Source organism: Bifidobacterium sp. wkB344 (assembly GCF_003688305.1).
GTDB classification, from domain to species: domain Bacteria; phylum Actinomycetota; class Actinomycetes; order Actinomycetales; family Bifidobacteriaceae; genus Bombiscardovia; species Bombiscardovia mizhiensis.
Map to the genome: position 1 here is coordinate 265,395 of NZ_NPOQ01000009.1, position 20,795 is coordinate 286,189.

21 protein-coding genes and 1 riboswitch are annotated in these 20,795 nt (G+C 57.7%); of the genes, 8 read left to right on the forward strand and 13 right to left on the reverse strand.

Going from position 1 to position 20,795, the window contains the following annotated elements; all coding sequences use genetic code 11:
• Positions 1–50: 50 nt before the first annotated feature.
• Complete coding sequence (purC, locus tag CI601_RS02650; RefSeq protein ID WP_121914174.1) at positions 51–803, reverse strand: phosphoribosylaminoimidazolesuccinocarboxamide synthase; 753 nt, start codon at positions 801–803, stop codon at positions 51–53.
• A 77-nt stretch (positions 804–880) separates the two neighbouring features.
• Positions 881–2,188, reverse strand: coding sequence for a formate-dependent phosphoribosylglycinamide formyltransferase (gene purT, locus CI601_RS02655; protein WP_121914175.1), 1,308 nt, complete (start codon positions 2,186–2,188; stop codon positions 881–883).
• A 135-nt stretch (positions 2,189–2,323) separates the two neighbouring features.
• Between purT and CI601_RS02660 the strand changes: the two genes are divergently transcribed.
• From CI601_RS02660 to CI601_RS02680, 5 genes are all read left to right on the forward strand, one after another.
• A complete protein-coding gene (locus tag CI601_RS02660) occupies positions 2,324–3,376 on the forward strand; it encodes a methionine ABC transporter ATP-binding protein (RefSeq protein ID WP_220702616.1) in 1,053 nt (350 codons plus the stop codon).
• Positions 3,373–4,053 (forward strand): methionine ABC transporter permease, encoded by a 681-nt coding sequence (locus CI601_RS02665; RefSeq protein WP_024626621.1) that lies wholly within the window; start codon positions 3,373–3,375, stop codon positions 4,051–4,053. The genes CI601_RS02660 and CI601_RS02665 overlap by 4 nt, the downstream gene beginning before the upstream one ends.
• 25 nt (positions 4,054–4,078) lie before the next feature.
• Positions 4,079–4,960, forward strand: a complete 882-nt coding sequence (locus CI601_RS02670; protein ID WP_121914177.1) for a MetQ/NlpA family ABC transporter substrate-binding protein — start codon at positions 4,079–4,081, stop codon at positions 4,958–4,960.
• Between the two features lie 33 nt (positions 4,961–4,993).
• The gene (locus CI601_RS02675; RefSeq protein ID WP_121914178.1) at positions 4,994–5,857 is read left to right on the forward strand and encodes a MetQ/NlpA family ABC transporter substrate-binding protein; all 864 of its coding nucleotides are present in this window, start codon (positions 4,994–4,996) and stop codon (positions 5,855–5,857) included.
• 76 nt (positions 5,858–5,933) lie between these two features.
• Positions 5,934–7,106: a glycosyltransferase gene (locus CI601_RS02680; RefSeq protein WP_121914179.1), complete on the forward strand. Its 1,173-nt coding sequence runs from the start codon at positions 5,934–5,936 to the stop codon at positions 7,104–7,106.
• Here the strand turns inward: CI601_RS02680 and CI601_RS02685 are convergent.
• The gene (locus tag CI601_RS02685) at positions 7,103–7,879 is read right to left on the reverse strand and encodes an ABC transporter permease (RefSeq protein WP_121914180.1); all 777 of its coding nucleotides are present in this window, start codon (positions 7,877–7,879) and stop codon (positions 7,103–7,105) included. The two genes, CI601_RS02680 and CI601_RS02685, sit on opposite strands and share 4 nt — an antisense overlap.
• Positions 7,876–8,808, reverse strand: coding sequence for an ABC transporter ATP-binding protein (locus CI601_RS02690; RefSeq protein WP_121914181.1), 933 nt, complete (start codon positions 8,806–8,808; stop codon positions 7,876–7,878). Before CI601_RS02690 ends, CI601_RS02685 begins: the two co-directional genes overlap by 4 nt.
• 157 nt (positions 8,809–8,965) lie before the next feature.
• On the opposite strand from CI601_RS02690, the gene CI601_RS02695 reads away from it, so the two are divergent.
• Positions 8,966–9,658 (forward strand): response regulator transcription factor, encoded by a 693-nt coding sequence (locus CI601_RS02695; protein ID WP_121914182.1) that lies wholly within the window; start codon positions 8,966–8,968, stop codon positions 9,656–9,658.
• Positions 9,659–9,708: 50 nt separating this feature from the next.
• On the forward strand, positions 9,709–10,614 hold the full coding sequence (locus CI601_RS02700) for a HAMP domain-containing sensor histidine kinase (protein WP_220702617.1): 906 nt from the start codon (positions 9,709–9,711) through the stop codon (positions 10,612–10,614).
• Between the two features lie 175 nt (positions 10,615–10,789).
• Here the strand turns inward: CI601_RS02700 and CI601_RS02705 are convergent, their stop codons facing one another.
• From CI601_RS02705 to CI601_RS08475, 7 genes are all read right to left on the reverse strand, one after another.
• Positions 10,790–11,839, reverse strand: coding sequence for an NAD(P)-dependent alcohol dehydrogenase (locus tag CI601_RS02705; protein ID WP_024626613.1), 1,050 nt, complete (start codon positions 11,837–11,839; stop codon positions 10,790–10,792).
• A 266-nt stretch (positions 11,840–12,105) separates the two neighbouring features.
• Positions 12,106–13,131, reverse strand: coding sequence for a low specificity L-threonine aldolase (locus CI601_RS02710; RefSeq protein ID WP_121914183.1), 1,026 nt, complete (start codon positions 13,129–13,131; stop codon positions 12,106–12,108).
• Between the two features lie 81 nt (positions 13,132–13,212).
• A complete protein-coding gene (locus CI601_RS02715) occupies positions 13,213–14,622 on the reverse strand; it encodes an NAD(P)(+) transhydrogenase (Re/Si-specific) subunit beta (RefSeq protein WP_121914184.1) in 1,410 nt (469 codons plus the stop codon).
• Positions 14,619–14,987 carry an NAD(P) transhydrogenase subunit alpha gene (locus tag CI601_RS02720; RefSeq protein WP_121914185.1) on the reverse strand — a complete coding sequence of 123 codons (369 nt, stop codon included), beginning with the start codon at positions 14,985–14,987 and terminating at the stop codon, positions 14,619–14,621. Before CI601_RS02720 ends, CI601_RS02715 begins: the two co-directional genes overlap by 4 nt.
• Positions 14,984–16,174 carry an NAD(P) transhydrogenase subunit alpha gene (locus CI601_RS02725; RefSeq protein ID WP_121914186.1) on the reverse strand — a complete coding sequence of 397 codons (1,191 nt, stop codon included), beginning with the start codon at positions 16,172–16,174 and terminating at the stop codon, positions 14,984–14,986. The genes CI601_RS02720 and CI601_RS02725 overlap by 4 nt, the downstream gene beginning before the upstream one ends.
• A gap of 556 nt (positions 16,175–16,730) precedes the next feature.
• Positions 16,731–17,600, reverse strand: a complete 870-nt coding sequence (locus CI601_RS08375; RefSeq protein ID WP_147437927.1) for a hypothetical protein — start codon at positions 17,598–17,600, stop codon at positions 16,731–16,733.
• A 299-nt stretch (positions 17,601–17,899) separates the two neighbouring features.
• A complete protein-coding gene (locus CI601_RS08475; RefSeq protein WP_259465288.1) occupies positions 17,900–18,556 on the reverse strand; it encodes an ACT domain-containing protein in 657 nt (218 codons plus the stop codon).
• Positions 18,557–18,577: 21 nt separating this feature from the next.
• Positions 18,578–18,638, reverse strand: a riboswitch (guanidine-III (ykkC-III) riboswitch).
• Positions 18,639–18,783: 145 nt separating this feature from the next.
• Between CI601_RS08475 and CI601_RS02740 the strand changes: the two genes are divergently transcribed.
• Complete coding sequence (locus tag CI601_RS02740) at positions 18,784–19,635, forward strand: aldo/keto reductase (RefSeq protein WP_121914188.1); 852 nt, start codon at positions 18,784–18,786, stop codon at positions 19,633–19,635.
• 202 nt (positions 19,636–19,837) lie between these two features.
• Here CI601_RS02740 and CI601_RS08510 read toward each other — a convergent pair whose 3' ends face one another.
• The gene (locus tag CI601_RS08510) at positions 19,838–20,191 is read right to left on the reverse strand and encodes an NAD(P)H-dependent oxidoreductase (RefSeq protein ID WP_259465289.1); all 354 of its coding nucleotides are present in this window, start codon (positions 20,189–20,191) and stop codon (positions 19,838–19,840) included.
• Between the two features lie 107 nt (positions 20,192–20,298).
• Positions 20,299–20,625 carry a carboxymuconolactone decarboxylase family protein gene (locus CI601_RS02750; RefSeq protein WP_121914189.1) on the reverse strand — a complete coding sequence of 109 codons (327 nt, stop codon included), beginning with the start codon at positions 20,623–20,625 and terminating at the stop codon, positions 20,299–20,301.
• Positions 20,626–20,795 lie beyond the last annotated feature (170 nt).

Sequence of the window (20,795 nt, forward strand, 5' to 3'; positions counted from 1 at the left end):
GGACCAATGAAAAACCCGGAGGCGATATGCTCGCTTCCGGGTCCACCGATTCAGCTGTTCGATTGGCTTTCGCGCTCCTCCAATTCGGTCAGCCCATCCAGAATGGTTTGATAAGCCGGAATGATGCTGCCCAGGTCCCTGCGGAAGATGTCCTTGTCCAGGTGGGTGACCTGGCCGTCATTATTGTTGCCAATCGCCCAGAGCCGGCAGGTGTCGGGGGTGATCTCGTCGCCGAGAAGGATGATGCCCGATCCGGTCTTGCCCATTTCGATCTTGAAATCCACCAGCTCCACGTTGATGGCGCGGAAGATGCTGGTCAGGGCCCCGTTGATCTCCCGGGTCTTTGCTGCGATAATGTCCAGATCCTGCTCAGTGGCCAGTCCCAGGGCCAGAATGTCGTCCCGGTTGATAAACGGATCATCCAGGGGATCGGACTTGTAGAAGAACTCCAGCACCGGCTGCTTCAAGGCCGTACCTTCCGCAACCCCGTACCGCTGGGCGAAGGAGCCTGCGGCCCGGTTGCGCATGACGATCTCCAGCGGGAACATATCCAGCCGGCGGTTGAGCTGTTCGGTATCCGAGATGCTGCGTACGAAGTGGCTGGGGATACCCCGGCGGGCCAGCAGGGAGAATATCACCGTGGTGATCCTGTTGTTCAGTCTGGCCTTGCCTTCGATATTGGCCTTCTTGGCCCCGTTCCCCGCGGTGGCCTGGTCAGTGTACTCAACCCAGAGTATGTCCGGATCATCCGTCTCGTACAGTTTCTTGGCCTTGCCTTGATAGCGCATTCCCAACTTTTCCACTGTTCGCCTTCCTCGAGTTTGTTGCGAATTGGAAACTTCTGCACTGCTTGGGACACGACCACCATAGCAAGCCCGGGTTACATCCCTGTGCCCACCCGGGGTTTCAAATCGCGGACCACCGCTTCGGCACGTTCGGTGGCTGTCTGCAAATCTGGCCCCAAGGCCAGGGCCACGCCCATACGGCGTAGACCATGCACCTCGGGCTTGGAGAAGATGCGCAGGTCGGTGCCAGGGTGGTCCAGGGCCTGCGGCAGGCCCTGGAAGCTGACCGGTCCCTGGCCTCTGACCAGGATGGGTCGGCTGACCGCGCAGGTGCCCTCCGGCAGATTCAGGGCCAGATCCTCCTGATGGACGGGAATGCCCAGGATGGCCCGGGCGTGAAGGTCGAACTCGGTCAGGCGTTGGGAGATCATGGTCACCATGCCGGTGTCATGGGGGCGCGGGGCCACCTCATTGAAGAGCAGCGAGCCGTCGCGCAGGACGAAGATCTCCACTCCGTAGATCCCCCAACCGGTCTCCCCACTCTGGCGTGCCAGGGAAGTCATGGCCTCAACCAGCCGGGTGGCCATACTCCGTGCCTGCTGCAAGATGTCGGGATTCAGCGCCGCCGGTTGCCAGGAGAGCCGGTAGTCCCCGTCCTCCTGACGCTGGCCGATGGGCGTGCAGGTGGCCACGCCGGCAGAGGAGGCCACGGTCAGAACAGTCAGCTCGTGGGCCAGGGGGGCCAGGGCCTCCACGATGACCTCGGCCTTGCCCTGGTGCTTGGTGGCTGCCCGGCCCTGGGTCAGAGCCGAATTCCAGGCTTGAGACAAGCCCTCCTTGCTCCGTACCAGGGTCTGTCCGTGACCGGAGGAGCTCATCAGGGGTTTGACCATGCAGGGGTAACCCACCTGGTCCGCCGCGCTGGCCAGCTCTTCGGGAGAGTCGGCGAATCGGTAGGGGGTAGTGGGCAGGCCCACCTGCTCGTGGGCGAAGACACGTAGGGCCCGGCGATCCATGCACATGGCCGCCAGGGGGGCGGCAGGCACTACCTGGATGCCCTGTGCCGCGGCCTTGATCAGGCGCTCAGTGGAAATGGCCTCGACTTCAGGCACAATCAAATCGGGCTGGACCTCTCCGATCAGGTCCTCCAGAGCCTTCGGATCGCTCATCTTCACCTGGTAGCCGGCATGGGCCACCTGGGTGGCCGGTGCGCCAGGGTAGGAGTCCGCCGCACCTACCCAGGCACCCAGCCGCATCAGGCTGATGGCAATCTCGCGGCCGAGTTCGCCGGCACCTAGGAGAAGGACTCGTGTGGGTCTTGGCCCCAGGGGAGAGCCGAACGGTCGCTCCCCGGGATTGATGGTGTTGATAATCCGCTGCTGACCGGATGCGCTCATACCCATATTCTGCCACCGACCCATCGACCAGGCAGGCCAGTTATCGATACATGCCTATAAACGACATCTATAAAGGCCTTCTTGTCCACTGACCGCCGGGACGATTACCATGTCAGGCAGTCGACCAGGGAAGGCGGGAACGTGAGCGAGCGGACACCGGCGGTGCGGATGGAGCACCTGACCAAGACCTATCACAGCGACGACGACGAAGACAAAACGGCACTGGCCGACATCAATCTGACCGTCGAAACTGGGGATATTTTTGGCATTATTGGCCTGAGCGGGGCGGGCAAGTCCACACTGGTCCGCTGCATCAACGGGCTGGAGGATTATGACTCGGGTAGCGTCAAGGTCCGCGGCCGCGAGGTCAAGGATCTGGCTCCAGCCGAGTTGAGGGACTTGAGGCGTCGTACCGGCATGATCTTCCAGCACTTCAACCTCATGCCCTCCAGGACGGTGGCCGACAATGTGGGCCTTCCTTTGCGAGGGAGCGGCCGCGACCGTGCGTCTCGACGGGCCCGGGTGTCCGAGCTTCTGGAATTGGTGGGACTGACCGAGCTGGCCGACCATTATCCGGCCGAGCTCTCCGGCGGCCAGCAGCAGCGGGTGGCCATCGCTCGAGCCCTGGCCAACGAGCCGGATATCCTGCTCAGCGACGAGGCCACCAGCGCACTGGACCCGACCACCACACGCTCCATTCTTCAACTGCTGCGTGACCTGCACGACCAGCTGGGCATCACTGTGGTCATGATTACTCACGAGATGTCGGTCATCAGGCAGATCTGCAACCGGGTGGCAGTCATCGACCAGGGTGTCATCGTGGAGCAGGGCAGGGTCTTCGACGTCTTCGCAGACCCCAAGGCCCAGCTGACCAAATCCTTCGTGGCCACCACCTCCAACCTGGACAAGGTCAAGGATCTGATGGCCGCCGATTCGCCCCTGGTGGCCCTGGAGCCCGGGCAGATCCTCATGCGCATGTCCTATGTCTCCAAGGAGGTCTCCGACGCCCTGGTCTCCACCATCAGCCGTCGCTACAACCTGGACGTCAACATCATCTTCGGCGACATCGATGTGGTGGAGGGGGCGCCTCTGGGGGGACTGGTGGTCAGGATGGGCGGCGACGCTGAAAATATCCGCCAGGCCATAGAATACCTGCGCTCGCGCAACATCGGAATCGAGGTTCTCAAGTCATGACGTCCCTGCTTACCACCTGGTTCCCCAACGTCATGAGCCGCCTGCCGGAGTTCTTCAGCAGCATGGTTCAGACCCTGGTCATGGTCGGCGTCTCCGGGGTGATCTCCTTCCTGCTGGCTCTGGTCATCGGGGTGGGACTGATCATCAGCCGACGTGACGGCATCCGTCGCAACGGCCTGGTCTTCACCATTCTGGACAAGCTGATCGACCTCTTCCGCTCCATCCCCTTCATCATCCTGGCGGCAGCCCTGGTGCCGGTGACCAGGATGCTCATGGGCACGGCCATCGGGCCCAAGGGGGCAATCTTCCCGCTGGTCGTGGGCATCACCCCTTTCTTCTCCCGGCAGATCGAGTCGGCTCTTGCCGGTCTGGATCCTGGGTACGTCGAGGCGGCGGAGTCCATGGGCATGACCACCTGGCAGATCATCTGGCATGTCTACCTGCGTGAGGGCATCCCCTCCATCATCCGGGTGACCACCATCACCATCGTCAGCCTGGTGGGCGAGACCGCTACCGTGGGCATCGTGGGCGGCGGCGGGCTGGGTGACTTCGCCATCCGTCTGGGCTACCAGCGGTCCATGAACGACGTGACCATTGCCACCATCATTGTGCTGGTCATCTTCATCGCCCTGATCGAACTGTTCGGCCGGCTTCTGGCCGAGGTCGTCGAACACTGAGCAACCCGGGAAAGGTCAGATTATCGTGGTCGGTCGTAGTCGCGTCGGCAAAAAGAACAAAGCCAAGGTCCAGCTGGCGGCGCTCAGCCTGGTTATCGTCCTCCTGCTGGCGCTGGTGGTCGGTACCGATGTCCATCTGAATCAGGTGGGTGCTGATGTCAAGGTGGTCAAGGTCGGCGTCATCGGCAGTTCTGACGATCAGATCTGGAAGGCCGTCCAGGCAGAGCTGGATCGGCGGGGCGAGCACATCAGGATCGAGCTCAAGCCCTTCCAGGATGCCATCTACGTCAACCAGGCCACGTCCAACCGCGAGGTGGATTTCAACGCAGCCCAGCACTATGCCTACCTGGAGGACGATGTAAAGACCAACCATTACCAGCTGGCCGTGCTTGGCAATACCTACATCTCGCCCATGAACCTCTACTCGCAGCGCTATGCCAAGCCATCGCAGTTCCAGGACGGGGACCGGGTGGCCATCCCCAACAACGCCACCAACATGGGCCGTGCCCTGAAGGTCCTGGCCGATGCCAAACTGATCGGTCTGCGCGACCCCAAGGCCACCAACCCACTGCCCGAGGATGTGGTGGACAACCCCAAGCATCTGAGTATCGAGCAGGTGGATCCGGCCGGCATCCTCAATCTGCTGCCCGACTATGCAGGCGGGGTCACCAATGCCAACTTCGTGGTCGATGCGGGTCGCAGCGTGCATGATGCCATCCACGAGGTTCCCTACGATCTGCAAAACCCGGCCAACAAGCCTTACATCAACATCATCGTCACCACCAAGGATCAGCGGGACAACCCCACCTACGCCACAGTGGTGCGCGCCTATCATTCCAAGCCCGTGGCCGACACCATCGTTCGGGTCTACAAGGGTGCCTGCCTGCCGGCCTTCAAGGTTTCCTGATGCGGTAGGTTCCAGCAATGAAGGAGGACGGATATGAGCACCAGAAGAACCAGGGCCAAGCGAGAGTTGGCGGCTGTTTCGGTCGTCATCCTGGTGGTCGCCGTCCTGATGGGCGTGGCCTATGTCAAGGTCAACCAGCCCGAGCGCGGCCAGCGGGAGATCAGCATCGGCCTGGTGGGCGATGCCGATGAGGAAATCTGGAAGGCTGTTCAGCACGAGTTGGACCAGCGCAGGGCCGGCATAAAAATCAAGCTTCGTTCCTTCCAATATGGGCGTTACGCCAATCAGGCGCTGTCCAACGGGGAGATCGATCTGAATGCCTTCCAGCACTATGCCTTTCTGGAGCAGGAGTCCAAGCAGCACGGGTACCGTTTTGCCGCCATCGGCGACACCTACATTTCACCGCTCAACCTCTACTCAAAGAAGTACCGGAGTGTTGACCAGATAGGGCATGGCGAGCGGCTGGCCATTCCCAGCGATCCCATCGACCTGGGCCGCTCCCTGAAGGTGCTTGCCAGCGCCGGGCTGATCGGGTTGCGCGACCCCAAGGCCACCACGCCGGTTCCCGAAGACATCGTTGACAATCCGCGCGGGCTGGTTCTGGACCAGGTCGATCCACCGGGAATCGTCAAAGTCCTGCCCGACTATGCGGCCGGCATTACCAACACCAATTTCATCCTGGACGCTGGCATGAAGATCCAGGATGCCATCTACCAGGTGCCCGGCGATCTGAAATCACCAGCCAATCACCCCTATGTCAACATCATCGTGGCCAGGCAGGCCGACAGAAACGACTCCGCATACAAGGCCCTGGTCTCCGCCTATCACAGCCAATATGTGGCTGATGCCATCAACCGCTACTACCGTGGGGCGGCCGTCCCGGCCTTCTCCTACTAATAGTGGGTGCAATCGGGTCGTCGCCCTTTTTGGTCCGGCCCAAAGCTGCTAATGATAAACAGCAGGGGGAAGGCTGATGAGGGATCCTAAGCGCCTGACGCTGGCCCTGGTTCTGGACTCCTTTGGCAACAGGGGCAACGGGACTTCCAACTCCGCCATCCAATACGCCCAGGGTCTGGAAGCGCTGGGGCATAGGGTCCGCTTGGTGGGGGTGGGATCGACCGAGTATCCGGCGCGAGTGCATCGAATTCCTCTGGTCTCCCGTGTGGCGGCCAGGCAGCAGATGAGCTTCGCTCGTGCCGATCCGGAACTTTTCCGAAGGGCCTTTACCGGTGTTGACCTGGTCCATATTTATGAGCCCTTCGCCTTCGGCCGGGCCGCCCTGGCACAGGCCAGGTCCATGGGAATACCGGTGACCGCAGGGTTTCACATTCAGCCTGAGAACATCACTTATTCCGCAGGCCCATTGCGCTGGCTGCCCGGGGTGGATGCGGCCATCTACCGGCTCTTTCGGTTCTGGCTCTACGACCATGTCGGGCACATCCACGTTCCCACCCAGCTGACGGCCGACCTGCTGCGCTCGCATGGGTACAAGGCCCGTCTGCACGTCATATCCAACGGATACCAGCCCAGGTTCAACCCTGGTGACCGATACGAGCGGCAGCGATCCGGCCGGTTGATCCAGGTCGTGGCTTCTGGCAGGCTGGCTCGGGAAAAGGATCATCTGACCCTGATCCGTGCCCTGGCCTTATGCAGAAACAAATACAGGATCCGCTTGACCATAGCAGGTACAGGTCCCATGGAGCGCCGGCTGAGAACGGAAGCCGCCCGGCAGCTGGCCGGCATGCAGGTTTCGATTGGATTCCATCAGAACGCGACCATGCCTGATCTGCTCAGGCAGGCCGACCTGCTGGTCCACCCGTCCATCGCGGATCTGGAATCCGTCAGCGTCCTGGAGGGGATGGCCTGCGGCGCAGTCCCGATCATCGCCCAGTCTGATCTGAGCGCCGCAGGACACTTCGCCCTGACGCAGCACTCGCTCTTCCCGGTTGGCAGGGCCCGATCCCTGGCTGAGCAAATTGACTGGTGGATAGACCATCCTGATGTCCTTGCAGTCTGGTCCAGACGCTATGCCGAACATACCAAGGAACACTACTCCCTGGATACCTCCGTCAGGGCCTTTGCCCATATGGCCTTGCAGGCCGTCAGCGATCAAGAGCCGGACCAGGTGCAATCTAACCCCGCTTAGATCTCCTGCTTGGATATGATCAGAGCCGACCCGAAGATAGCCACCAGGATCACGCCCACGGATACTCCGGCATAGATCCAGACCTGATTGGCCTTCAGAGTGTTCAAGACAATCTGTTCGCCGAACCCGACGAAGTCGAAGTATTTCAGCCATTTCCATTTCGCAGTGAACTCCACGAGGCCGATCAGCACGGGCCATATCACGATCACCACCGCTGGGATGACCAGGGATTTGGTAATAATCAAGAGGATAATGCCCAGGCTGATGATGACGGAAATGCAGAAGCTGACTGATAGGGTCATGACAGCGACATCCTTGCACAAAATGCCCCAGCCGGCCCCAGGCTTCCTTCCCAGGGCCAGTCCGGTCAGCAGAATAGTGATGAAATAGCACAGGGTCAGAAGGATGATGTCAGTAAGGATGGTCACGTACTTGCCCAGGATGAACTGTATCCGCGAGATGCCCGATGTCAGCGTGTTCTTCAAGGTGTGCTGGCTGTATTCCGCACCAATGACGATAACAAAGACCGCGATGTAAAAGTAAATTAGAGACGAGGCGGAGGCGACACCCACTTGCAGGCCAGTCCTGATGGTCCAGCTTTGGCCTTCGATTTCCATCAGTTTATGATCGTATTCTTCGCCACCAGTGCTAATTCCTATGGTCGTCTTGCACCATGTGGCCACTATGCCGAGGGCCACAGTGGCAATCAGCAGAATCAACATGCCGATGGAGCGTCGCTGCCTGTAAAAGTCGGCCCTGATCTGGTTAATCATTGTTGTCTCCTCGACTCTTGAGAGTCCTTGTTCAGCAGATCCGCGAAATATTCCTCTAGCGATCCCTTCTGCTGGTTGATTTGATTGACCAGGATGCCTTCCTGAACCAGAAGTCTGTTGATGGGGCCCGGTTCCAGATTCCCCTGCTTGATCAGAATCTGATGGTCGTCAAGGACTTGGAAGGGGCCGATTCCCTGGCGATCCAGGATCATGGCGGCCCTGGAGCTCTGGTCCACGTCGATTAAAAGTCCATTTTGATTGATCCGGTCCAGTTCATCCTTGTTTACTTCCTTGATCAGGCGGCCGTGGCTAATGAATCCGAACCGGGAGGAGACCAGATAGAGTTCGCTCAGAATGTGACTGGAGATGAGAATGGTCGTCTGGCGCTCCTTGTTGAGCCTGTCCAGGAGTGTTCTGAATTCCATGATTCCTGCCGGGTCCAGGCCGTTGATGGGCTCGTCCAGAATCAGGAAATCGGGTCGGGTGAGGATGGCCATGGCCAGACCCAAGCGCTGACGCTGGCCCAGAGAGAGGTGACCGGCCCGAGTCTTGGCCTTTTCGCTCAGGCCGACGAAGTCGATGGTCTGATCGATGGCCTTGTCGTCGGTCAGCCCATGCTGGATGGCTGTCAGTTTCATGTTCTGGCTGACGGTGAGTTTTTTGAAGGCAGCCGGGGCCTCAATGATCGAGCCTATCCTGCTTAGTATCCGGCTGTTCTTGCCAATTGTGTGCCCCATCAGCCTTATGCTCCCCTTTTGTATGGGGGACAGTCCGGTGATCAGACGCATCAGGGTGGTTTTGCCGGCGCCGTTCTCGCCGATCAGCCCGTAGATCTCGCCCTTGTTTATGGAGAGGCTGAGATCGTCCAGTGCTTGGAAGCGGCCGAACCGTTTGCTGACATGGCTAATATCCAGAATGGCATCGTCCATGGAGTTCCTTTCTCTGTGTCGCTATCAGAGAATCTAAAATGCCTTTCTTAAGTGCTTGGCCAAGAAATCATTAAGAATTGCATAAATTCGCTTGGGCGATACTGGCCTCGTTAGGCGGCTCCAGTAGCATGAGAGTGACCTGCGAAAGGAAGACAGTATGCCGACGATTCTGGTCGTGGAGGATCAGGAGGACATCCAGTCCCTGCTCAAGGATGTGCTGGGCGAGACCTACAGGATTATCCAGGCGACGACGGGCGCCCAGGCCTTGGCTCGCTTTCAGCAGGAGGAACCCGACCTGATCCTTCTGGATCTGATGCTCCCTGTAGTCACCGGGGACAGCGTTCTCAAGGCCATTCGGCGTATGTCATCGGTGCCGGTCATCATCCTCACGGCCATCCAGGACAAGACCAGGACCGTCAGCCTCCTGGAACAGGGTGCCAATGATTATGTGACCAAGCCATTTGACATCGACGAGCTCCGCGCTCGCGTCCAGGTCCAGCTGCGTCAATCCGGGGCACTGAAAGCGGATACGGATGCAGCAGGTGAATCCGCCGCCAAGACTTGTTTCGAGGGGATCGAGCTGGACCGGATGGAGCACACGGTAAGCGTTGATGGGCACCGGGTCGATCTGGCCCGCAAGGAATTTGCCATTCTTGAGCTTCTGATGGACCATCCACATCGGGTTTTCGAGAAGGAGGATCTCTACAGGCAGGTTTGGAACCAGCCCTACATCAATGCCGAGAACACTCTCAATGTGCACCTGAGCACCTTGCGGACCAGCCTGAACAAGTATGCCGACAGCCAGCGCTACATCGTGTCGGTCTGGGGCATCGGGGTTCGCCTGGTTTAAATTCGCTCGGAAAGAAGAACGATGAATAAGGGGTCGTCGGAGGTGAATCCGTGAAGGTGATTGCACTTGTTCTGGGTCTTGTCGCCCTCGCCTTGGCGATTGGCCTGATAATGCTGATTGTCGACCTCAAACGGATCAGTGATGATCTGGATTTCATCAACCATGCCGACACCAATGCCTTGGTAACCACCGGGTCCAATATCGGGCTCATCCGCACTCTGGCAGATAGGATCAACGCCGTTCTGAACAAGACCAGACGACTGCAGATCACCCAGGCTGGGCAGAACAAGCAAGTCCGGCAGATGCTGACCAACCTAACTCATGACATCAAGACCCCTTTGACCGTGGCCAGGGGATACGCCCAGCTGCTCAAGGAGGGATCGGCTGATCAGGAGAAATTGGGCAAGATCCTCAACAACCTGCAGTCGGTGGATCACTATCTTCATTACCTGATGGATTTCAATCTGATACAGGAGAAAAGCGTGAGCCTGGATCTGACCAGGGTGAACCTATCGGAACTGATTCAACAGGAGCTCTTCAACGCTTTCGATTCTTTGACTGCGCGGTCGGTTGCGGTGGAACCCAGAATCCAAACTGGTGTGGAAATTACGACGGACCAGACCATGGTGAGTCGAATAATTCAGAACCTGATCGGCAACTGGCTCAAGTATGCGGAGGAATCAGCCTGGGTGGACCTGCACAAGGGTGAAGACGGGATTATTCATCTGGACTTCGGCAACAAAACCAAGGGCGGAGCCGTCGATGTGGACAGACTCATGGAACGGTTCCAGACAGATGACCAATCACGGACCAAGATCAGAAGCACAGGTCTGGGTCTCAGTATTGTTGACTCCCTGGTGGATTCGCTGGGCGGTTCCATGAGCTTGGAATCCACAAACGGTATGTTCTTGGTCCACTTGCTACTGAGCGATGCTCCGCAATCGAACGCACTGTAAATAACGCAGGCTTGGGGGAACTTGGTGAGATGCTGTGGTCGGTCACGGTCTTCATGACGAGACCATGACCGACCATCAGCGCGTGTAGGCGAAGAACGGTGTCAGCACATGAATCTGATTGTGCTTAAATCCGGTCAACGGATAAACCGTTTCTTCGTCTACATTCAAGGGAAAATCAAGCCTTGGTGTGGGGGACTACAACAGCCCTGGCCGAGAGCTTGTTGTCGACCAGCTTGTGGTAGGCATCGAGGGCATTGTCCAGCGAGTAGGTTTCGATCTCGGTCTCGATCTGGCCGTTGCGATACATGTTGGCCACATCATAGAGCTCAGGGATGGAGCCCCAGTAAACGCCAAGTAGCTCCTGCTCCCAGGGCTTGGAGTACCAGTCGTATTCCGCCTTGCCGCCGGCGATGCCGACCACGGTCACCCGGGATCCCGGGCCGCCCGAAGCCTGCGCGGCAGCAATGGTCGGGGCCACACCCACGAAATCGAAGGCAGCATCCACGCCCTCGCCATGGGTGATCTTCCTGATGTTCTCCACCTGGTGCTCGTCGCTCATAACGGGAATGGCACCCTTGGCCTCAGCCTTGGCTAGAGCCTCCGGCTTGGTATCGGTGGCGATCACGGTGGCGCCGGTCAAAGCGTGCAGAATCTGAATGGCGATCTGGCCCAGTCCGCCCAGGCCAATGACCAGAGCGTACTTTCCGCCGCCGTTCAGGTGGGGCATGGCAGCCCGGATGGCGTGGTAGGGAGTCAGAGCCGCATCAGCCAGGGGTGCAGCACCGATTGGATCCGCATCGCCCAGGGGTACCAGGTTGCGGGCAGGGACAGTCATGTACTCAGCCATGCCGCCGTCGCGACCCAAACCCAGGGCCAGTGACTTATTGGTCGCGGCGCTGGAGCAGTAGTTCTCCTGGCCGGCCACGCAGTGAGGGCAGTGACCGCATCCGGTGGGCCCATAGACGATGTAGGCATCACCCTTCTTGAAGCCCGTGACATCGGGTCCTACCTCTTCGACCCAACCAGTGGTCTCGTGCCCCAGAATGAATGGCGGCTTGGTGTGGCTCCCGGTTTCTGGGGTGTAGTCCTGGAAGACGGAGACGTCGGAATGGCAGCAACCTGCTCCGGCGACCTTGAGCAGAACTTCGCCGCTTCCAGGGGTCGGCTCCGGCACTTCCTTGAGAGTGGGGAAGGTGTTGAATTGTTCGAAAACAACGGCTTTCATAAGCTTCCTTTCATCGTTGAAGCATTCCGCCCACTATCCTTAGGGCGGGGATGTGTGCATCAGCATCGTTGCAATAAAAATCTTACTGAACGACAGCTTTGCACTCACCTCGGAAGAGTGTGATATGTCCAACAGTGTGGGGTTGGCCGTGTCTACATGCGGATGAAAGTTCACGTGTATATACGAATACCCCTCCCCTAAGGAAGATCAGCAGGGGAGGGGTGGCAGGATGTCCTTGGTTTGCCTTGGTTAAGCTTGGACGGCTTTTACAGCAGATTGATCAGAGTCTGGGTGTCCTCGACCGTCGTCGCCCAGGACGTGGCCAGTCGAATCACGGTGTGGGTGGCATCGCTACGTTCCCAGAAGTCGAAGGCAACCTGCTCGGAAAGCTCATCCATGCGCTCATTGTCCAGGCGGACGAAGGTCTGATTGGTGGGGGAGTCCATGACAATCTGATACCCCTTCTCGCGCAGGGCCTTCTTGACCATCGTTGCTGTCTGGATGGCGTTGCGGCTGATGCGCAGGTAGAGGTCATCGGTAAAGAGGGCATCGAACTGTACCCCCAGGAGCCTTCCCTTGGCCAGAAGTGCTCCCCTTCTTTTGATCATGGTGCTGAAATGCTCGGGAGCATTACCCTTGGGGAAGACTACCGCCTCGCCGCAGAGTGCGCCCACCTTGGTTCCGCCGATGTAGAAGACATCGCAGAGACGGGCTATGTCCGTCAGATCAACGTCGGTTCCGGGGGCCACCAGTCCGTACCCCAGCCTGGCCCCATCCAGGTAGAGCGGGATCTTGTGTTCCCGGCAGATCTGCGAGAGGTCTTCCAGCTCCTGACGGGTGTAGAGGGTTCCATACTCGGTGGGGTGGGAGATGTAGACCATGCCGGGGAAGACCATCTGCTCGTGGTTTTCGTCGGCGTAGAAGCCTTCCAGGAAAGCCTTAAGGTCCTCGGCACGAATCTTGCCTTGTTCGCCGGGAATGGTCAGGACCTTATGGCCTACGGCTTCAATGGCACCGGCCTCGTGGACGTTGACATGGCCCGTATCTGCAGCGACTACTCCCTGGTAGGACTTCAGCAGGCAGGAGGTGACAACCTGGTTGGTCTGGGTCCCTCCGGCCATGAAATAGACCTGAGCCTGGGGGCAGTCGCAGGCCTGGGCGATCTTCTGAGCGGCGGAGAGGCAGTACCGATCCTTGCCATAGCCGGGAAGGTGCTCCATGTTGGTGTCGATCAGCCGCTGCAGGACTGCGGGGTGGGCGCCCTCGGAATAGTCGTTGACAAATGACAGCATGTGGGTCCTTCCTGTTCGACGATAATTGGCTCCGGACCAGCCAAGCCGATCCGGAGCCATGGCTCAGACTACAGCATATGCTCAGGCTATGAGCTCCTTGACGGATGCAATGATCGCCTGGAGGCTGACCTTGGCGTCGTTGAAGAGCATCTGTGTGTTCGGGTTGAAGTAGAGCTCATTTTCGATGCCGGCGTACCCCTTACCTCTGCCCCTCTTGAGGACGACAACGTGCTGGGCCTTGTCGACGTCCAGGATGGGCATGCCGGAGACTGCGGTCCCTGGTCGGCGTGCGGCCGGGTTGGTCACGTCATTGGCGCCCACTACCAAGGCGACGTTGGCTGAGGGGAACTGGGGGTTGATGTCATCAAGGTCAATCAATTCCTCATAAGGGACGTTGGCCTCGGCCAAGAGGACGTTCATGTGTCCGGGCATACGGCCGGCCACAGGATGGATGGCATAGGAGACCTCCACGCCTCGGCCCTTGAGCAGCTCGCCCAGGTCGGCCAGTTCGCGCTGGGCCTGGGCCTGTGCCAGTCCGAAGCCGGGGACGAAGATGACCTTGTCGGCATAGACCAGCTGGACGGCCACATCGTCGGGTGTGGTCTCCTTCATAGTCCCCTGGGCACCTTGATCCTGGCTGGCGCTGACAGAGGAACCGCCGAACCCTCCGGCTAGGACGCTCAGGAGCGGCCTGTTCATGGCCTGGGCCATCAGGACGGACAGAGTCGCACCTGCTGCACCAACCAAAGCGCCTGCCACGATCAGAGCCACGTTGTCGATGGCCAGGCCGTTCATGGCCACAGCTGTGCCGGTGCAGGCGTTCAAGACGGAGATGACCACGGGCATGTCGGCGCCGCCAATGGGGATGACGAAGACCAGTCCATAGCCCAGGGCAAAGATGGCTGTGAGGATGGCCCATAGGGTTCGATTGTCGGGATTCAGGCAGAGCATGACCAGGCTGAGGACCGTCAACAGGGCGAAAAGCACGTTCCAGACGGCCTTTGCTGGCAACTTCAGGTTTTTGATCAGGCCGATGCCCTGGAGCTTGCCGGCAGCTATCAGTGAGCCGGTGAAAGTGATGGAACCGATGACCACGCCCAGGCCGGCGGTGATCAGCACCACCAGAGTCGGGGTGCTCTCAGAAGTCAATATGTCATTCAGGGCAACCAAGGCAGCTGCGCCGCCGCCGACCGTGTTGAAGACAGAAACCAGCTGAGGCATGTCCGTCATTTTGACCTTCTTGGCCGAGTAGACCCCTGCTGCGGATCCGATCAGGATACCGAGCACTAGCAGAATGATGGCCAGGGAGGAGGTGAAACCGGTGGCGAACAGGTGGATGAAGGCCATGGCCACGGCGATGACCATGCCTGCTGCCGAAATCCGGTTACCTGTACGGGCCGTCTTGGGGGAATTCATGTAGTGCAGGCCCATGACGAACATGACTGAGGAAAGGAGGTAGACAAACCAGGTGATGATGTCCAGGGTGTTCACTTGTCGGCTCCCTCGTTCTTAGTGGTCTCGGTCGTGGCGGACGAAGCCTGTTCGTCCTGGCCTGCCTTATCCTTTTCCTTGTCGGGTTTGGAGGACTTGAACATCTCCAGCATCCTGTCGGTCACCACGTAGCCGCCCACCACATTCATGGCGCCAAGGACGGCAGCCAGGAAAATAAGTACGTAGGAAAGCGGGGAGTGAGCCTCTGCCGCGATGATGACTACTCCCACGATCACAATGCCATGAATGGAGTTGGCGCCCGACATGAGCGGCGTGTGAAGTGTGGCCGGAACCTTGCCAATCACCTCCACGCCGATCAGTAGCGCCAGAATGAAGAGCGTAATTGCTATGACCACAGAATTCATTGCTCTTGACCTTTCTCTTCGGTCTCTTCGGCATCTGGGGTATCAGCGCTTCCTCGCGCGCCGGAATCGGATGCATTAGATACAACCAGTGCTTGATCGATCTCGTCGTCTGCTTTGATGCTAAGCGCGCCATCACGAAGGAAGTGCACTAGTACGTCCGCTACATTTCTGGACAGGAGGTTGGAGGCCGTCGTGGCTACACCGCTGGCCAGGTATGGTGCCCCGATCATGATGACTCCCTTGTCGGTGGTCCTGGTTCCCACCTGTGATCCCTCGACGTTGCCGCCCAGGTCGCTGGCGGCGCAATCCACGACCACGGCTCCGGGATGCAGGTTGTCCACACCCTTGGCGCTCAGGAGGCGGGGAGGCTTTCCACCTGGAACCTTGGCCGTGGTGATGACCACATCGAAGCCTGCCGCTTTGGCATCCACCGCGGCCTGCTGCTGGGCCTGCTCCTGATCGGTCAGTTGCCGCGCATAGCCGCCCTGGCCCTGTCCTTTGGAGAAGTCCAGTCCCAGGTCGAGGAACTTGGCTCCCAGGGATTCCACCTCCTGTCTGGAAGCGGGCCTGACATCATAGGCGGTGACCACGGCTCCCAGACGTTTTGCGGTCCCGATGGCCTGCAAGCCTGCAATCCCTGCACCCAGGACCAGGACCTTGGCTGGTCGAATGGTTCCTGCTGCAGTGGTCATCATGGGGAAGAAGGATCCATAGGCATCGGCAGCCACCAGGGCCGCCTTGTATCCCATGACCGAGTTTTGTGAGGTCATCTCATCCATGGACTGGGCCGAGCTGAGCTGTCGGGGGAGGCGCTCCATAGCGATTCCGGTAAGTCCGGCGGCCTCCAAGGATGTGATGTAGTCACTGTCACTCAAAGACCCCAGCATGCCGATGATCCATGTTCCGGCTGGAATCTGCTTCAGCAATGAGCTATCCGGTCTGTTGACGAAACCCAGGACTTCTGATTTGGATAGGACGCTATTCCTGTCGGTGACTGTGGCCCCCGTCTGTTGGTAGTCCTCATCCCGGAAGCCGGCTCGCGCTCCGGCTCCGGACTCCAATAGGCAGGTAACGCCTTGTCTGGTCAGTCGGGTCACGATGTCAGGGGTTAGGGCCACACGGGACTCATGATCGTCAGTCTCTTTGAGGACCCCGAAGGTTATGTGGGATTGTTCTGGTCCACTCATGTCTTTCCTTTTTCAAGCACAGCTATGTGTGAGCAATTTCACCATTGATTCTAGTTGCTGCACCTTGCTGTTGGGAGGTTAGTGCAGCCTGTATGTGCTTGCGCTTTATAAGTATCAGTCGAGAAGGGACCGAGCTCAAGGTATTTTCCGAAAGTGGGCGAGAAATAGAAGGGACATGAAGCTGTGCCCGCATAGTTGCACCCGCGCAACCTATGCAATGTCTGAAGAGTTGTAACGTCCGAGGAGTGGGCTCACGGTTTTGTTGCCGAATTTTTTGGGAGCCGGTCGGCATAGCGCATGGCATCGTAGCCCTGTCCATCCGACACTTTCCAGCTATGACCAGCTGCGGTATGTGGGTTGATCATGCAAGGGTGCCGCGCGTCTTCAAGAATGATACGCGGCACCCTGAGACGCAAAATCTCAGTGGGCACGAGACCTTGGCGACAGAACGACTTGGCGAGCTTATTTGTTCGTCTGCTGTGGCGATCTCACATTGACGGTCAGTCCGCCTTTCTGGACTTGTGCGTCGCTTCTGATTTATGTGCGCTGTGGCGCCTTATTCCTTTCCCTCATGCTTGTCGTTTGCCGCGGATTCCTTGGGCTTGGACTGCAGGGGATTGTGATGGTAGATAAGGGCGAAGGCAGCCAGGGTCTCGATCATGCTGGCGATGATCCAGGTGATCACGATGGCGTTCTGGTGTTTGCCGACTGTTCCCATTCGGGTGAAGATGAAGACATCCATGATGAAGGTTTGCAGCACCAGAAGGACCGTCGCCACGACTACCGTCCTGGTATGCCTGTCCGTCTCCGTTCCCTCTCCCTCCGGCTTGCCGGGAGACTTGAAGCTGGCATAGGAGAGGAGCCAGATGCCAATTCCGAATAAGACTGCGGCAAGAGGCAGGGAGAAGAAAATCGGCATGGTGCTCAGGCTGAGGCCTAGAGCTGCGACTAGGACTGCCGAGGCAAGGCCCAGATAGAAGGAGTCATGGTTCTTCGCCTTCCGTGGTTTGGGTAAGCTGGGAACACTTGGTTGAGATGGTTTGCCGACAGATACAGGCGCATCCTTTGCGGCAGTCTTATTGGGTTGGCTCGGCTTGTCGTCATGAGAGGGACCATCATGCTCTCTGTCTACGTGACCGGCCTGTTCCTGTTTATTTCGTACTTCAGGTCTGCTTTGATCGGCGTCCTTCTTGGATGAATCCCTGCCTTCTTTCTCGCCTGTTTGTTCTGGTACAGGCTTCGGCTTGGGGGCATTTACTGCCTGGCTTTCTTTTCTGGCGTTCGCGTTCTCCACTGGTTTTGGCATGTAGTTCTTGTCGTTCATGGTTGTTTGTTGGGAACTTTCACGTGTGTTGTCGCTCCGCGAGGAGTTTCCCTCATGCCTGCCTTGGTTCTTATTCGCACGTTCATTTCGATTGTTGCTCATCTGATCCTCCAGGCTTGTACTTCTCGTCACTTGTGGCAGGTCATCTGGCAGCCCGCCTATTTTCAGGAAGCAACCTTTGTTGAGGCCAGTGTATGTGTCATTTTCTCGTAAAAGTGGCATTGACTGGCACTAGGTCTGCATCTTTTCGATATTGACCAAGTACAGGTGAAGCACAGGGAGTTAGACGAAAGGAAGGGCCTGCAAAAGCGCCGAATTCGTTGCAATATATTCAACGACGAAGGGTGTTTGTTTATATATGGGCAGCATCGGCGGTCATGATTAATGTTGCTGTTGGTCAATCAGATGATCGTATATCCTGACTTGTCGAGGGCATTCAGGGCGGCAGGGAAGTCCTCGGCCTTGGTAAGGACATAATCCGTGTTGTAGGTCGAGACAGCGAAAATGCCTATGCCCTTGTTTGCCAGAATGGTGGCGATCGGAGCCAGGATGCCGATGAGCGAAAAATCGAGAATGCCTTGGATGCGGAAGGCTCGCCAGCCGTCACTGCGCTCCAGGGTCTGGCTGGGAACCATGTCGGCTGGACAGACCAATGAAGCCTCTTGGTCGGTTCGTCCTGTAAAAACAAAAGGTGAGTTCAGATCAATCTCTGTATAATCAGCAACTTTGCAGACAGTCAGTTCCGCTTCTATGGGTCGGATGCAGATACCCTGCCCTTGCCTTGTCGCTGAGCTGCAATTCTTGGTCGTGAATGAATCGCTTTTTAAATATGATCTGATGATGGCGTATAGCGCAACTATGGCCCATACGCATTCAAGGGCAAAAAAGGCCCACCTCCGGTTAGCCAGAGCATCGACGGCCAGCAAACATGCGCCGATAAGGTTCAAAACAAGGTTGACCCGGCTGCCGCTGGGCAGGCCTAGCAGCATCATCGAAGCAAAGGCCATGAGGAGCAGCAGAAATCCAATAAGCTGAGTCATTAGGAACAAACCAACCACGTCCTTCCACGAGTGACCTGTTGAGCGTCGTCGTCGATCCGGGTACGGCGCGTCTCGTCCGGGGAAGGAATGCTTCCGAAAGATACTGTAGCATTACTGGCAGGGGTCGAAGGTCCGGTGTGCATCCCCATAAGCAGAGGATGAATATATAGCCAAAAGTGGCAGGCAATACTGTCTTCCTATGCTTTGTTAGATTGCAGGAGGGATCACCAAGGAGACGATAGCGCATGGAAAAACTGCAGCTGAGCAATGGCTTCGAGCTTCCCATATTGGGATTCGGAGTCTACCAGATAGGTGATCTGGATGAATGCAGACGTGGGGTGGCATCGGCCCTCGATTGGGACTACCGCCTTATCGATACAGCTGCCTTCTATGGCAACGAGAGAGCAGTGGGGGATGCGCTGAGGGAATCTGCTATTCCTCGAGAGGAAGTGAGCCTTTCCTCAAAGGTCTGGATTCAGCAAAATGGTTACGAGGGGACGATGCAGTCCTTTGAAAAGACCCTGATCAACCTGCAGACGGACTACCTGGATCTGTACCTTATCCATATGCCTTATGGCGATTATCAGGGGTCGTGGAGAGCTATGGAAGACCTGTATGACCAAGGCCGTGTTCGTGCCATCGGAGTCTGCAATTTCCTGCCTGACCGGCTAATTGATTTGATACTTTCCAGCAGAATCGCGCCCATGGTCAATCAGATTGAGCTGCATCCCTTCACTCAGCAGATCGCACTTCGAAAGGTCATGGACGAGCAAGGGATTGCACCCATGGCCTGGGCGCCTCTGGCTAAAGGTCGTCGGGGAATTTTCGACAATCCTGTCCTCATGCGTATCGGCCAGCGCTATGGCAAGTCACCGGCCCAGATAATATTGCGCTGGCTGACCCAGCAGGGGATATGCGCCATCCCGAAATCCGCGCATGAGGAACGGATTCGCGAGAACCACAATATTGCAGATTTCAGTCTTGATGATGACGATATGCATGACATCAGAGCCATGGATACGGGAGGCCGCCTATTTCTTAATGTGGATACGCCTGAGGAGGCCATACGTCTGCATGGGTTATCTTATACACAGTGACTGAGGTCCGCTGAGCTGATAAGACGAGGGCTCCCGCACTTGAAGATTACAGTGTGGGAGCCCTCGTCTTGATATTAGGGATTCCTGTTGAGGCTTACTGTGCCGGCCAGTCGCCTTGCAGACAGCTCAAATAATCCTTGGCTGCCTTTTCCAGGCTCTGATCGCTCATACCTGAGCTAACGCCGGTCAGAATAAAGGGCTTTCAATAGACGGTTCCGATGAGATTGCTGGTAGCTTTGAACGGAGCCAGGAGCTCGTCCACCGTGTAGCCGAATTCACCCTCATGGTGATAGTTCTCTCCAGGAGAGCCGACAGAGACGGCGAGCATGAGTTCCTTGCCTTTCAGGGCATCGCCATGGGTACCATAGGCCCATCCGTAGGTGAGCACCAGGTCTTCCCACTCCTTGAGCAGCGGAGGACAGCTGTACCAATACATGGGAAACTGCCATACCAGACGGTCGCAGCCTTCGACGAATGCTTGCTCACTAGGGATGTCGATCTGATTGGAGCGCAAGGCAGCATATTCGTCCCGGACCAGGATACCCTCATCCTTCATGCCCCTTGGCTTCCCGCATCAGGCGGGCGTTGACCCGTGAGGCTTCCATATGGGGATGGAAGACCAGGACTGCCGTCTTGGCGTTTTGCTCCATGCCTTATTCTCCTTCAGTCATCATTTTGCCAGATTTGCTTGGCGCGGTTGAAAGCCGACCAGGCCTTCGGCCAGCCTGCGTAGAAAGCCAGATGGGTAATTTCTGCTGCTATCTCGTCCTTGGCGATGCCGTTCTTTTTTCCCATGTTCAGGTGAGCGTCGAGCTGTTCTGTGCTGCCCATGGCAATCAATGCGGCTATGGTGATCATGCTTCTGTCGTGCGCAGACAGTGCTTGTTCATCAGTCCAGACTTTGCCTAATAGAACATCGTCATTCTGAGCGGCGAACTGAGGCGCGAATTCGCCCAACTGCTCTCTTCCTGCTGTTTGCTTTGTGGCCATGATGTTCCCTTCCTCGCTGACCGTATGATCTCCCAAGACACAGGTTCGCTGCCGTCTTGGATGTGAACGGCAACAGTTTATGGCCCTCGAAACGGTATGTATAATGCCGTTTGCTTATATGTTGGTATTCGTTTTTTGCATGGGTGCGTTGCCGAGCTTTCATCCGATTG

Excerpts from the sequence above, each read along its gene's own strand:
- CI601_RS02720 (WP_121914185.1), bottom strand. The coding sequence starts at position 14,987 with ATGAATTCTGTGGTCATAGCAATTACGCTCTTCATTCTGGCGCTACTG.
- CI601_RS02710 (WP_121914183.1), bottom strand. The coding sequence starts at position 13,131 with ATGCTGTCATTTGTCAACGACTATTCCGAGGGCGCCCACCCCGCAGTC.
- purT (WP_121914175.1), bottom strand. The coding sequence starts at position 2,188 with ATGGGTATGAGCGCATCCGGTCAGCAGCGGATTATCAACACCATCAAT.
- CI601_RS02680 (WP_121914179.1), top strand. The coding sequence starts at position 5,934 with ATGAGGGATCCTAAGCGCCTGACGCTGGCCCTGGTTCTGGACTCCTTT.
- CI601_RS08375 (WP_147437927.1), bottom strand. The coding sequence starts at position 17,600 with ATGAGCAACAATCGAAATGAACGTGCGAATAAGAACCAAGGCAGGCAT.
- CI601_RS08510 (WP_259465289.1), bottom strand. The coding sequence starts at position 20,191 with ATGAAGGATGAGGGTATCCTGGTCCGGGACGAATATGCTGCCTTGCGC.
- CI601_RS02665 (WP_024626621.1), top strand. The coding sequence starts at position 3,373 with ATGACGTCCCTGCTTACCACCTGGTTCCCCAACGTCATGAGCCGCCTG.
- CI601_RS02725 (WP_121914186.1), bottom strand. The coding sequence starts at position 16,174 with ATGAGTGGACCAGAACAATCCCACATAACCTTCGGGGTCCTCAAAGAG.
- CI601_RS02705 (WP_024626613.1), bottom strand. The coding sequence starts at position 11,839 with ATGAAAGCCGTTGTTTTCGAACAATTCAACACCTTCCCCACTCTCAAG.
- CI601_RS02695 (WP_121914182.1), top strand. The coding sequence starts at position 8,966 with ATGCCGACGATTCTGGTCGTGGAGGATCAGGAGGACATCCAGTCCCTG.
- CI601_RS02690 (WP_121914181.1), bottom strand. The coding sequence starts at position 8,808 with ATGGACGATGCCATTCTGGATATTAGCCATGTCAGCAAACGGTTCGGC.
- CI601_RS02675 (WP_121914178.1), top strand. The coding sequence starts at position 4,994 with ATGAGCACCAGAAGAACCAGGGCCAAGCGAGAGTTGGCGGCTGTTTCG.
- CI601_RS02750 (WP_121914189.1), bottom strand. The coding sequence starts at position 20,625 with ATGGCCACAAAGCAAACAGCAGGAAGAGAGCAGTTGGGCGAATTCGCG.
- CI601_RS02740 (WP_121914188.1), top strand. The coding sequence starts at position 18,784 with ATGGAAAAACTGCAGCTGAGCAATGGCTTCGAGCTTCCCATATTGGGA.
- CI601_RS02685 (WP_121914180.1), bottom strand. The coding sequence starts at position 7,879 with ATGATTAACCAGATCAGGGCCGACTTTTACAGGCAGCGACGCTCCATC.